The sequence below is a fragment of the Pantoea dispersa genome (assembly GCF_019890955.1).
Classification (GTDB): domain Bacteria; phylum Pseudomonadota; class Gammaproteobacteria; order Enterobacterales; family Enterobacteriaceae; genus Pantoea; species Pantoea dispersa.
In genome coordinates this window covers 434,965-447,724 of record NZ_CP082347.1, presented here as the reverse complement: position 1 = coordinate 447,724, position 12,760 = coordinate 434,965, and the positions used below count along the sequence as shown (strand labels likewise).

Sequence of the window (12,760 nt, the reverse complement as noted above, 5' to 3'; positions counted from 1 at the left end):
GTCCTGTGACGATAGTAAGCGAACAGCAGCTGATTGACTGGCGGCGCGAGCTGCACAGCTGGCCGGAACTCTCCGGTCATGAAGTGGAAACCAGCGCGCGGCTGCGCCGCTGGCTGCAGCAGGCTGACGTGCGCCTGCTGGATTATCCGCTGCACACCGGCGTGGTGGCGGAAGTGGGTCAGGGCGCGCCCCTGATCGCCCTGCGTGCCGATATCGATGCATTACCGATCCATGAAGCCACCGGGCTGCCTTTTCGTTCACGGCAAGCCGGCGTCATGCACGCCTGCGGTCACGATGTGCACAGTGCGGTGATACTGGGTGCCACGCTGCAGCTGAAAGCACGGGAAGCTCAGCTAGCGGGGCGGGTGCGCATCCTGTTCCAGCCGGCGGAAGAGATTGCCCAGGGCGCGCGCCAGTTCATCGACGCGGGGGTGCTGGATCAGGTACAGGCGATTTTTGGCATGCACAACGAACCGGGTTTGCCCACGGGCACCTTTGCCACGCGCAGCGGTGCGTTTTACGCAAACGCCGATAAATTTGTGGTGCGCGTGCACAGCACCCGCGCGGACGTGAACAGCATCCTGGTCGCCAGCCAGATTATTCAGGCGCTGCAATCCCTCACCAGCCGCAGCTTTAATACGCTGGACAGTCTGGTGCTGAGCGTCACGCGGATTGATGCGCACAGGCACGACGGTCAGCCGACGGCTGAAGCGGAATTTGGCGGCACGGTGCGCACGCACGATAAACAGGTGCGCGCGCAGCTGGAGCAGCGTGCGCGCGAGGTGGTGGTCAATATCGCCGCCGCCAGCGGTGCCACGGCCACCTTTAGCTGGCATCCGGGGCCGCCGGTACTGGAGAACGACGCCCACTGGGCACAGTTTGCCAGTCAGGTGGCGCAGCAGGTGGGTTATCAGGTGCAACAGGCTGAGCTACACCTTGGCGGCGAAGATTTCGCTTATTACCTGCAGCAGCTCCCTGGCGCGTTTGTCAGCATTGGCAGCGCCAGTGAATTTGGCCTGCATCACGGTGGCTTCAACCCCGATGAAGCGCTGATCGCCCCGGCGGCACACTACTTTAGTCAGCTGGCGCAACAGGCATTGCAGCAGCTAAACGCGCGATGTCGCGACGCCATCATTAACTGATTTTCTTCCATTTCTGGCAGCGCTGTACGGCGATAAGGCTATCGCCGACAGGCTGCGCCATGAGCAAAGAGAGACGATTATGACTGCAAGACAACTGCGCCTCGGCACCATTCTGCACGGCGCATCCGGCAACATGTCCGCCTGGCGTCATCCGGCGGCGCAGGCGGATGCCAGCATCAGTTTTGATTACGCCCGCCGTATCGCCCGTAAAGCCGAGGCTGGCAAACTGGATTTCCTGTTTGTCGCCGATGGCCTGTTCATCAATGAGAAATCGATCCCGCACTTTCTTAACCGCTTTGAACCGCTGACGCTGCTGTCGGCGCTGGCCGGCGTCACCGAGCATCTCGGCCTGGTCGGTACGGTGTCCACTTCCTACAGTGAGCCGTTCACCATTGCCCGCCAGTTCGCCAGTCTCGACCATCTCAGCGGCGGGCGCGCGGGCTGGAATGTGGTGACATCGCCGCTGGAGGGCTCGGCAAAAAACTTTTCGCGTCAGCAGCATCCCGAGCATGCGCTGCGCTACCGCATCGCCGACGAGTACCTGCAGGTGGTGAAAGGGTTGTGGGATTCCTGGGAAGAAGGCGCGTTTGTGCGCAATAAAGCCAGCGGTCAGTTCTATGCGCCTGACAAACTGCACACGCTGAATCATCACGGTGATTTTTTCCAGGTACAGGGGCCGCTGAACATTGAGCGCACGCCGCAGGGCCGGCCGATTATCTTTCAGGCGGGCGCATCGGAAGATGGCCGCAAGCTGGCGGCGCGTCATGCCGATGCCATCTTCACCCATCAGCCAACGCGCGAAGAAGCGCAGGCGTTCTACCGGGATGTGAAGCAGCAGCTGGTGGCGAACGGGCGTGAACCGGGCGATCTGCACATTTTCCAGGGCGTCAGTGTGATCGTGGGGGAGGATGACGCAGACGTCGAGCGTCAGTACCAGACCACCGCGGCGCTGGTCTCGATTGAGGATGCACTCAACTATCTCGGTCGCTTCTTTGACCATCACGACTTCTCGCAGTATCCGCTCGACCAGCCGTTCCCGGACATTGGCGATATTGGCCAGAACAGCTTCCGTAGCACCACCGACGAAATCAAACGCAAAGCGCTTGAACACGGCCATACGCTCCGCCAGGCCGCGCTGGAAGCCGCGACGCCGCGTCCGCTGTTTCACGGTACGCCACAGCAGGTGGCGGATGGTCTGCAGCTGTGGTTCGAAACCGAAGCCACTGACGGTTTCATTATTCAGGGCGGCACGCCGGACACCTTCGAGCGTTTTGTTGATCAGGTGATTCCGGTTCTCCAGGCGCGCGGCCTGACGCGTCGCGAATACCCGGGCAGCACGCTGCGCGCCAGCTTTGGTCTGAAACAGCCGCTCAACCAGTTCACACCACAATAACGATGAGAAAACACGCTATGCAGAAAAAATCCCTGATTGCGCTGCTGTTACTGAGCCTGAGCAGTGCTGCACTGGCCGAGGACGTGGCCGTCAATGGTCAGCAGGTGAGCCTTGCCGCCAATAAAACGCCCATCAACACGCCAGAGAATCCTGCCGCCGTGGCGCAAATTCCGGCGGGCCACAAATTTGCTGTGCCGGGATCGTTCACCGTGGCGGTGGCGGCACTCAACTCGCCGCCGCTCACGGTATTCAGCGACGACAATAAAACGCTGCTGGGCAGTGAGGTGGATATCGCGCGTCTGGTGGCCGACAGCCTCGGGCTGAAGCTCAACATCGTGCCCACCTCGTGGGAAGACTGGCCGCTGGGCGTGGCATCGGGCAAATATGACGCGGCGATTACCAACGTGACGGTGACCAAAGATCGTAAACAGCGTTTTGATTTTGCCACCTACCGTAAAGATTCGCTGGGCTTCTATGTGAAAACCAGCAGCCCGATTACCTCGCTGAGCAAGGCAGAAGATATTGCCGGCCTGCGCATCATCGTCGGCTCCGGCACCAATCAGGAGGCCATCCTGCTGGCCTGGGATAAAGAGAATCAGGCTAAGGGACTGAAGCCTTTCACACCGGTTTATACCAAAGATGACGCTGCGCAGACGCTGGCGCTACAGGCCGGGCGCGCCGACGCTTACTTCGGCCCTAACGTGATTGGCGCGTGGAAAGCGGCGCTGACCAAAAAGACCCGGCTGGTGGGTAGCGTGGACGGCGGCTGGCCGAAGGCGGCGCACATCGCGGTGACCGTGAAGAAAGACAACGGGCTGGTGCAGCCAATCAACACCGCACTCAACGGCGTGATCAAAAACGGTGACTACGACAAGGTGCTGAACCGCTGGGGTGAAGGCGTGGAGCGTCTGGATCGTTCCGAGATCAATCCGCCCGGACTGGGCGATTAAGGAGGCGGCATGAGCCAGCAATTTTTCCGCGAAGTGTCACCGGAAGCGCCGGAGCTGCAGCCGATTCTTGACGGTCTGTTTGGTGAATATGCCGCACGCTACGGCGATTTCTTCAGAAAACACAATGAAGTCGAGCTGACCGAGTGGTATCTGCCGCCGCGCGGGCTGTTCATCGTGCTGGAGCGCGACGGTGAGATCATCGCCATGGGTGCCTACAAACCGTGGGATGCTACCACCGCCGAACTGAAGCGCATCTGGACGCGGCGTGACCTGCGCCGTCAGGGACTGGCACTGCTGATCCTGCAGGAACTGGAGCGCCGGGCGCTGCGCGCAGGCTATCAGCGCGTGTTTCTCACCACCGGTTTCCGTCAGCCGGAAGCGGTACAGCTGTATATCGGCCACGGCTATCAGCCGCAGTTTGAGCTGCGCGAAGATATGGAGATTTACGGCCAGCCGCCGCACGATGGCCGGCTGCGTTTTCTCAAAGTCATTGATGTGCACAACGTGGCGCAGGCCAGCTAAGGAGAGCCACCATGAGTAAGCAACAACCTTTGACCGTGGTGCCGGCACGCTATCCGGCGCGTACCGTCGGTGCCATCATCGCGCTGTTTATCCTTGCGGCGGTGATCGATTCCGTGGCCTTTAATCCGCGCTGGGAGTGGAGCGTGTTTGCCCGCTGGTTTTTCGATCCGGTGATCCTCAATGGCCTGGGACAAACGCTGCTGCTGACGCTGTGCGGCACGCTGCTGAGCCTGATATTCGGCGGCCTGCTGGCCCTGGCGCGGCTCTCGTCATCGTGGCTGCTGAGCACGCTGGCGTTTGGCTATATCTGGCTGTTTCGCTCGCTGCCGCTGATTGTGGTGCTGATTATTCTGTATAACTTCTCGTACCTGTACGACACGCTGTCGTTCGGTATTCCGTTCACCGCCCTGTCGTGGGGGCACTTCCAGACCATCAACGTGCTCGGCCAGTTCCCGGCGGCGGTGATTGGCCTGACGCTGGTGCAGAGCGCGTATAGCGCGGAGATTATTCGCGGTGGGTTTCTCGGTGTCGATCACGGTCAGTTTGAAGCCGCTTCGGCGCTGGGATTATCGTCGTCGCGTCGCACGTTTCGCATCATTCTGCCGCAGGCGCTGCACGCGATTATTCCCACCACCTTTAATGAGATCATCAGCCTCGCCAAGGGCACCTCAATGGTGTATGTGCTGGCGATGCCCGAGCTGTTTTACACCATCCAGATGATCTACAACCGCACCCAGCAGGTGATCCCGCTGCTGATGGTCGGGGCCGCCTGGTATCTGATCATCACCACCGTGCTGTCGCTGCTGCAGCACAGCGTCGAGCGCTGGCTGGCACGCAGCGTCACGCGTGAACCGCAACCTTCGCGCTGGCGCCAGTGGCGCAACCGCAGCGCGAACCCTGCCGTCAACGAGGAGCTGTCTCATGTCCGAAGCCATTGATTACCGCTATCTGCATACCACCGGCGCCATCAGTATTACCGGCGTCAGCAAGACGTTTGGCCGGCATAAAGCGCTGGATGAGGTGTCGCTTGAGCTGGCTCCCGGTTCGGTGACGGTGATCCTCGGGCCGTCCGGTTCTGGCAAATCGACGCTGCTGCGCACCATCAATCATCTGGAGCGCGTGGATGAAGGCTTTATTCAGATCGATGGCGATTACATCGGCTACCAGCGGCGCGGCGATAAGTTGTATGAGCTGAAAGAGAAGGCGATTTTGCGGCAGCGCATCAACGTCGGCTATGTGTTCCAGAACTTCAATCTGTTTCCGCACCTGACGGTGCTGGAAAATCTGATTGAAGCGCCGATTGCCCATCGTCAGCTGTCGCGCCGGGCAGCGATCGATCGCGCCGGTGAACTGCTGGATGTGGTCGGCCTGCGGCACAAAGCCGATGCCTGGCCGCGGCATCTCTCTGGCGGTCAGCAGCAGCGCATTGCGATTGCGCGTGCGCTGATGCTCAACCCGCGCGTGATGCTGTTTGATGAGCCGACTTCGGCGCTCGACCCGGAACTGGTGGGCGAAGTGCTGGATGTGATTAAAAAACTGGCGCGCTCCGGCACCACGCTGGTGATTGTCACGCACGAGATCGGCTTTGCGCGCGAAGTGGCGGATAACGTGGTGTTTATGGTTGACGGGCGCGTGGTTGAGCAGGGCAGCAGCCAGCAGGTGCTAAATCAGCCGCGTCATGAGCGCACCAAACGTTTCCTCGCCAGGGTGCTGTAATGAAGCAAGTGATCATAGTCGCGCTGGCGGGTGCGGTGCTGGCGGCACCCGCGACAGGCGCGCAACAGCTTGACGCCAGTCATAACGAAACGCCGATCACTATGGCGGCCAACCCGCAGGCGATCGCGAAGATCCCCGCCGGGTTTCATTTTGTTCAACCCGGCTATTTAACCGTCGCCACTTCAGCCAATAATTCACCGCCGATTGGCCTCTGGGCGTCCGATAATAAAACGCTGATCGGCAGCGACCCGGACATTGCGCGCCTGCTGGCCGACAGCCTCGGTCTGAAACTCAGGCTGGTGCCGGCGGCGTGGGAGGACTGGCCGCTGGGCATCACGGCAGGGCGCTATGATGTGGCGATGTTTAATATCGCGGTGACCGAGGAGCGCAAGCAGAAATTCGATTTCGCCACCTATCGCGCGGATAACCACGCCTTCGCGGTGAAAGCGGACAGTAAAATCAGCGCGATTCGTCGCCGGGAAGACGTGGCCGGCAAACGGATTATTGTGGGCTCCGGTACCAATCAGGAGCGAATCTTACTGAGCTGGGATGAGAAGAATCGGGCGCAGGGCCTTGCCCCGGTGCAGCCGATTTATCTCAACGATGATGCCTCCGCCACGCTGGCGCTGCTCTCTGGCCGGGCCGATGCGTCATTCGGCCCGCAGGCCATGGCGGCGTGGAAAGTGGCTTCGCGCGGGCAAACCAAAATTGTCGGGCACGGACCGTTTCGCGCCTGGGTGGCGGTCACCACGAAGAAGGGCAATGGCCTGGACGTCGCGCTGCAGCAGGCGATCAACGGCGCTATCGCTGGTGGCCAGTACCACCAGGTGCTGGCAAGATGGGGTGAAGAGGGCGAAGCAGTAGAGATTTCGCAGGTTAATCCGCCCGGAATTGTTTATCAGGATAATTAGGGCGGGGTGGCAGAGCGGCGAGATGAGTTTTTATCCGTTCAACAACACAGGCAATAGCGGTAACGGCACAATTCATTGCGCTATGCCGGGAGGGCATGGCGCTTCTGAACATTAGCGCGATAAATCGCGCCTCCACAGTTTCGTGCAATGTGGTGTATTGCGTGAGGACACAGCAATCCGTCCTCACGTCATCCCGCCCGGTTTACCCTGCTTTTTTTATCCACTGCAATGCTTCGGCGGCGGGCAGCGGGCGGGCAAAATGGTAGCCCTGGAATAAATGGCAGCCCTTATTGCGCAGGTGCTCGAAATACTCCTCGCTCTCAATGCCTTCTGCCAGCACGTTCAGCCCCATCGCGCGCGACAGCTCAATGGTCTTTTGCACCACAATCGCCGCCGATTCGTTTTCAAAAATATGCATGATCAGGGATTTATCAATCTTAATATCATCAATAGCGAAATCACTCAGCGACTTAAGCGAAGAGTAACCGACGCCGAAATCGTCGATCGCCCACTTAATCCCTAACTGGCTGAAGTGGTTAATGACATCGCCAATGCGCTGCTGATCGTAAATAAAGGTGGTCTCGGTAATTTCAAACTTCAGCCGCTCGGGACGGATTTTGTAATGCGACAGCGTCAGCAGCGTGTCATGGGTGAAGTCGCGGTGCATCAACTGCAGCGGGCTGATATTGATGGAAAACACCAGCGGGGGCAGCCGCAGCACGCGATCCCACTCAACGATTTGTTGCAGCATGCGCTCCAGCACCCACTTGCCAATATCGATAATCAGCCCGCTTTTTTCGGCTACCGGAATAAACACTTCCGGTGAGATAAAGCCTTTCTCCGGGTGCTTCCAGCGCAGCAGCGCTTCAAAACCGATGAGATTTTTGTCGCCATCGACCTGCGGCTGATAATAGAGCTCCAGCTGCTGGCGCTCGATGGCGGACGCGAGCTCGCGCTTGATAAGATCGGTGGCGGAATAATTGCCGCCATAGGTAAACACGGTCGACAGCAGTGCCGTCACCGGCACTGCACAATTGAAAACGGTAAAAACGGCTTCCTGCGGAATATTCAGATGGAAACGATTATTTTCCCAGATCAGACCGGTGGTGACAAAAAACAGATAACACAGCAGGCACAGCAGCGGAAATATTTTACTCAGATAAAAGGATTGCTGGCGCAACACCAGTGCCGAACCGATGATCAAGGCCACCAGATAGTTATATTCTGAACGCTTGCCGGCAGCGTGGTGATTATCCACCAGCAACAGCACGATGATGGTGAATAATAACGCATGGGTAATGATCGCCAGATGCCGCTCCAGCCGGTCGCTGAAGGCGCCGATGATGATGTAGCCCCCCAGCGCTATACTGGCGATATACAGACAGCCAATGTCATGATGACCGCGACTGAAATTCAGTGTTGCCATAAAGATACCGGCCACGATACTGGCGACGCCGGCAATCAGCAGCGTCAGGCGGAGCTTTTTTTCCGGGCTATCACCCTGCAGAATGAAGGGCAGATTACGGATGCGCGACCAGGCTGAACTCAACAAAGGGTTCATAAACGGTTCCGGGTTTTATTGTCATGACGCGTGAAGGTGTAAACGCCACATAATATATTTAAGCGAGACGACTGTCATAATTGTTTTCAGATTATTTGCGCGTTAAGCGCGGATTTTTATATTTGACATAAGCGGCGTCAAATAGCGCTATTAACGCATTCAGGCGCAATATTTAACGCCGCCAGCGATAAGCGATGCGCTATAACGGCGAAGGCGCGCGCAGCGCGACCCGATTGTTCCTCGCCAGTGACGTCGCCGCAGAGTAGAATGACCACGCGGCGCGGCGACAGCGTGCCGGACAATAACAGCCGGAACCGCAGCCGGATACGCGTCACCAGGTTGGATTAACCCACTTTCAACATACTGATTGCAATGAAAATTCGTTTCTTATCTGCTAATGAACTCAAGCTGGCCGAGGTGCGTACCATCCTTGAGCCGGTGGGTGTCGAAGTGGTGCCCATTGCGCGCCGTATTGAAGAGATTCAGACCGAAAATGAGGTGGAGCTGGTTCGTGACAAACTGACTAAAGCCTTTTCAATCATTGGCCGCCCGCTGTTTGTCGAGCATACCGGTCTGTATCTGGATGGGCTCAATGGCCTGCCCGCCGGACTGACGCGCATCTTCTGGAGCCGGCTGAACGCGGAACGCTTTACCAAACTGGTGAACGGACTGGACAGCCCGGGCGTGACCGCCAAAACCGTCCTCGGCTACTGTGACGGGCGCAAAATGTACCAGTTTGAAGGCCAGCTGCGCGGCACCATTGCCCGGGAGCCGGCGGGGCCGCGTGAGTTTCAGTGGGACTGCGTCTTTATCCCGGAAGGGCACACCCAGACATTCGCTGAAATGGGCGAACTGAAAAACGAAATCTCAATGCGCCGCCTGGCGCTGGATCGCTTTGCCACCTTTCTGAAAACTTCGCGGGGACTGGCATGAAACCGGAACTCAAACGCGCTTACGATGCCGGCAAACTGATTCTGTTCGCCGGTGCGGGCATCTCACGCAATCTCGGACTGCCGGAGTGGCACGAGCTGATTGCGCATCTGGCTAATGAGCTGGGCTACGATCCGAAGATCTTCAATACCTACGGCACCCATTTGTCGCTGGCGGAGTATTACAAACAGCGCAAAGGCTCGCTCGGCCCGCTGCGCAGCTGGATGGATCGCGAGTGGCACCGTCCTGACATCGACGTGCGCAGCTCTGAAATCCACACCATGATCACCCAGGGCAATTTCTCGCGCATCTATACCACCAATTACGACCGCTGGCTCGAGATGGCGCATGAAGCGCACAACGTGCCGTACAGCAAGGTCGCTAACGCCGCCGATCTGGTATCGCTGACCGAAGATAAGCGCCATATTATTAAACTTCATGGCGATTTTGACGATGATACCTCCATCGTGCTGGATGAGAGCAGCTACTTCGAGCGGCTCTATTTTGACTCGCCGCTGGATATCAAACTGACCCATGATGTTATGGGTAACTCCGTGCTGTTTGTTGGCTACAGCATCAGCGATTTCAATATCCGCCTGCTGTTTTATCGCCTGACCAAGATGTGGGGCCGCACCGGGCTGGCGACCGCACGGCCTAAATCCTACCTGTTCACGAACCGTAATAATCCGGTGGCGAAAGAGGTACTGGGGCAGTGGGGCATTGAAATGATCGTGTCTGAAGAGGACGATCCGCGCAAAGCGCTGGCAACCTTCCTCGAAGAGCTGCTGGCTTAAACGGCGAGCAGAAAACCGTTGGCGAAATAAAGCTGAATGAAATATACTGTATATAAACACAGTAAATGAGGTGCATCATGGCAGTCGAAACCAAATATGTTGTGGTCAGAAAGGGTGAAGAGAAGATGACGTTTGCCAATAAAAAAGACGCAGATGCATGGGACAAAATGCTCGATATGGCCGACGCGTTCACCGACTGGCTGCAGCAACATCAGCCAGCGATGGATGAGGCCCAGGCAGAAGCGCTGGGTATGCTGCTGGCCGAACAGAAAGACGCGGTGCAACACATTCTGCGCACCAGCAAACTGCCGGACGCGGTGAAAGACAGCGGCGAAACTGCTGCTGACGACAGCGATACCGCTGCGCCGGAAAAAGAGAAGAAGGTGCGAGCGGTCAAAGCCGCCTGAGGAACCGCGCGTTCGCTTTGTACTGCTGCTGAATCCGGGCCAGCCTATGTGCTGGCCTGGGAACCGTGCTAAGGATCAGTGCAAAGGATCAGTGCGTGAAAAGAGAGAAGGTGCCTGAGTAGTAACTGACCATCCACGCCACATACACCAGCCAGACCACCATTAACCCTGCCAGACTCAATTTACCTGCCATGTTGCATTCCTCTTGTTATGCGGCGCGTTGCGCCCGTACGCACTAACCTGACAGCACAACGAAGTGGCGATCTTGCGCCAGATCAAATTCCCTCATTTTTATTGCATCGTCTTAGCGTTTTTAATGGCGACTCAACGCCACAACAGCGGTTGGTGGTTTTCTGATCGGACCTGCCAGGCCATCAAGTTCCCGGATTGTGCGCCGATAGAGTGATTACAGGGATGCAGGTGCACAGGGCGTGATTCTTTTTCAGTAATAAAGTGTCAACACCAGGAGCGCCGACATGGCCACAACCGTATCTAATAAGAAAAAAATGAGCACCCGCACACAAATGCTGCTGACGGGCGCCTTAACCATCACCCTCGGCTTCGCCGTGACTATCGGCGTGCTCAGCTGGCAGTCCAGCAATGAGCAAAAATCGCTGGCGGAAAGTTACTTACAGCAGATTGCGCAGAGTCAGGCGCTGCAAATCCAGCAGGAGCTGAGTTACGCACGCGATGTCGCACACAACCTTGGCCACAGTCTGATTGCCCTGCCGGCTGCCGGTGTGCAGGACCGCAAAGTGGCCGATAAGCTGCTGGTCTCTGCACTGCGTGATAATCCGGACTATCTCTCTATTTCGGTCATCTTCGAAGAAAACGCGTTTGACGGACGCGATGCTGAGTTTGCCTCTCAGGCTGGCGCGGCACCTAAAGGACGTTACGCCTATTTCGTCGATCGCGACCAGGGCGGCAATTTTGCCCTGCATCCGCTGACCTCAATCTTTACGCCAGGCCAGGGCGATTACTATCTGCTGCCACAGAAAAGCCAGAAAGATACGCTGATCGAACCTTATAGCTATGCCTATAACGGTGTGCCAACGCTGCTGACCTCGGTGGCCGCGCCAATTATCAGCCAGGGCAAACTGTGGGGCGTGGTGACGTCCGATATCTCACTGGCGTCACTGCAGGAAAAAGTGAACAGCATCAAACCGTGGGAAGGCAGCGGTTACGCCATGCTGCTTTCGAGCGCGGGCAATGTGGTGTCTTATCCGGACAAAAGCCAGACCAGCAAAGCCTGGAAGGGCGACACGCATAATTTCAGCAGCACGGTCACCGAACAGCATGACGCTATTCTGGGCGAGGATGCGCTGGTAGCCTGGCGGCCGGTGGTGATCGGTAACAGCGATCAGAAATGGTATCTCGGCGTGGTGGCCCCGGTGAGCAAAGTCATGGAGGCGGCGCACCGTCAGCTGATTAACGCGGTGATTTTAATGGTGATCAGCATCCTGGTGGTGTGCGCACTGCTTGGGCTGGTATTTAGTCGCAAAGTGCTGAAGCCGATTGGCGGTGAGCCACTGACCGCAGCCACCATTGCGCTGGCGGTGGCCGATGGCAAACTGGATAACGCTATCCCGCTGAAAGCGCGCGACAGCAGCAGTCTGTTCTTCGCCTTGCACACCATGCAAAACCAGCTGCGCGAGATTGTCGGGCAGATTCAGGATGCCAGCGCGTCGGTGCGCCAGGGCGCAGGTGAAATCGCCAGCGGCAACCTCAACCTCGCGTCACGTACCGAAGAGCAGGCGGCCGCGCTGGAACAAACTGCCGCCAGCATGGAGCAGATTACCGCGACGGTGAAACACAACGCTGCTAACGCGCATCAGGCGACGACGCTGACCGATAACGCCACGCACATCGCCAGCCGCGGTGAGTCACTGGTGGGCCAGGTAGTGCAGACCATGGCGCAAATCGACGACAGCGCGAAGAAAATCGGCGACATCACCGCCATTATCAACAGCATCGCCTTCCAGACCAACATTCTGGCGCTCAACGCCGCGGTTGAAGCGGCGCGCGCCGGGGAACAGGGACGCGGCTTTGCCGTGGTGGCGTCGGAAGTGCGTAATCTGGCACAGCGCAGCGCCAATGCGGTGAAGGACATCGCTGCGCTGATTGAAGAGTCCGGGCAGCGCGTCGGCAGCGGTGTGCAGCTGGTGCAGGATGCCGGTAAAACCATGCAGGAGATGACGCAGGCGGTGAACTCGGTGCGCACCATTATCGGCGAGATTGTTACTGCGTCAGACGAGCAGGCGCGCGGCATCAGCCAGGTAACGATCGCGGTGAACGAGATGGATGGCACCACCCAGCAGAACGCCGCGCTGGTCCAGCAGATGTCAGCCGCCGCCAGTTCGCTGGAAGACCAGGCGGCACAGCTGGCGCATACCGTGGGACGTTTTCACCTCAGCTGAGGTCGGTGACCGGTCGC

At 58.1% G+C, this 12,760-nt stretch carries 12 protein-coding genes; 11 read left to right on the top strand and 1 reads right to left on the bottom strand.

Features of this window, described 5'->3' with window-relative positions:
* The first annotated feature begins 5 nt into the window (after positions 1-5).
* From K7H94_RS20775 to K7H94_RS20745, 7 genes are all read left to right on the top strand, one after another.
* Complete coding sequence (locus tag K7H94_RS20775) at positions 6-1,142, top strand: amidohydrolase (protein ID WP_222952112.1); 1,137 nt, start codon at positions 6-8, stop codon at positions 1,140-1,142.
* Between the two features lie 79 nt (positions 1,143-1,221).
* Positions 1,222-2,535 (top strand): LLM class flavin-dependent oxidoreductase, encoded by a 1,314-nt coding sequence (locus tag K7H94_RS20770; RefSeq protein WP_420874732.1) that lies wholly within the window; start codon positions 1,222-1,224, stop codon positions 2,533-2,535.
* Between the two features lie 17 nt (positions 2,536-2,552).
* The gene (locus K7H94_RS20765) at positions 2,553-3,485 is read left to right on the top strand and encodes an ABC transporter substrate-binding protein (RefSeq protein WP_021509058.1); all 933 of its coding nucleotides are present in this window, start codon (positions 2,553-2,555) and stop codon (positions 3,483-3,485) included.
* Between the two features lie 9 nt (positions 3,486-3,494).
* The gene (locus K7H94_RS20760) at positions 3,495-4,007 is read left to right on the top strand and encodes a GNAT family N-acetyltransferase (RefSeq protein WP_021509059.1); all 513 of its coding nucleotides are present in this window, start codon (positions 3,495-3,497) and stop codon (positions 4,005-4,007) included.
* Between the two features lie 11 nt (positions 4,008-4,018).
* A complete protein-coding gene (locus K7H94_RS20755; RefSeq protein ID WP_222952111.1) occupies positions 4,019-4,945 on the top strand; it encodes an amino acid ABC transporter permease in 927 nt (308 codons plus the stop codon).
* Positions 4,929-5,723, top strand: coding sequence for an amino acid ABC transporter ATP-binding protein (locus tag K7H94_RS20750; protein ID WP_021509061.1), 795 nt, complete (start codon positions 4,929-4,931; stop codon positions 5,721-5,723). The genes K7H94_RS20755 and K7H94_RS20750 overlap by 17 nt, the downstream gene beginning before the upstream one ends.
* Positions 5,723-6,634 carry an ABC transporter substrate-binding protein gene (locus K7H94_RS20745; RefSeq protein WP_222952110.1) on the top strand — a complete coding sequence of 304 codons (912 nt, stop codon included), beginning with the start codon at positions 5,723-5,725 and terminating at the stop codon, positions 6,632-6,634. Before K7H94_RS20750 ends, K7H94_RS20745 begins: the two co-directional genes overlap by 1 nt.
* A 202-nt stretch (positions 6,635-6,836) precedes the next feature.
* Here K7H94_RS20745 and K7H94_RS20740 read toward each other — a convergent pair whose 3' ends face one another.
* On the bottom strand, positions 6,837-8,195 hold the full coding sequence (locus K7H94_RS20740) for a putative bifunctional diguanylate cyclase/phosphodiesterase (RefSeq protein ID WP_021509063.1): 1,359 nt from the start codon (positions 8,193-8,195) through the stop codon (positions 6,837-6,839).
* 372 nt (positions 8,196-8,567) lie between these two features.
* Between K7H94_RS20740 and K7H94_RS20735 the strand changes: the two genes are divergently transcribed.
* The 4 genes from K7H94_RS20735 to K7H94_RS20720 all read left to right on the top strand — a co-directional run bounded on the left by K7H94_RS20735 (position 8,568) and on the right by K7H94_RS20720 (position 12,743).
* On the top strand, positions 8,568-9,128 hold the full coding sequence (locus tag K7H94_RS20735; RefSeq protein WP_010618047.1) for a non-canonical purine NTP pyrophosphatase: 561 nt from the start codon (positions 8,568-8,570) through the stop codon (positions 9,126-9,128).
* Complete coding sequence (locus tag K7H94_RS20730; RefSeq protein ID WP_010618046.1) at positions 9,125-9,919, top strand: SIR2 family protein; 795 nt, start codon at positions 9,125-9,127, stop codon at positions 9,917-9,919. The genes K7H94_RS20735 and K7H94_RS20730 overlap by 4 nt, the downstream gene beginning before the upstream one ends.
* 77 nt (positions 9,920-9,996) lie before the next feature.
* A complete protein-coding gene (locus tag K7H94_RS20725; protein WP_058775925.1) occupies positions 9,997-10,326 on the top strand; it encodes a YebG family protein in 330 nt (109 codons plus the stop codon).
* 476 nt (positions 10,327-10,802) lie between these two features.
* Positions 10,803-12,743, top strand: coding sequence for a methyl-accepting chemotaxis protein (locus tag K7H94_RS20720; RefSeq protein WP_021509066.1), 1,941 nt, complete (start codon positions 10,803-10,805; stop codon positions 12,741-12,743).
* Positions 12,744-12,760 lie beyond the last annotated feature (17 nt).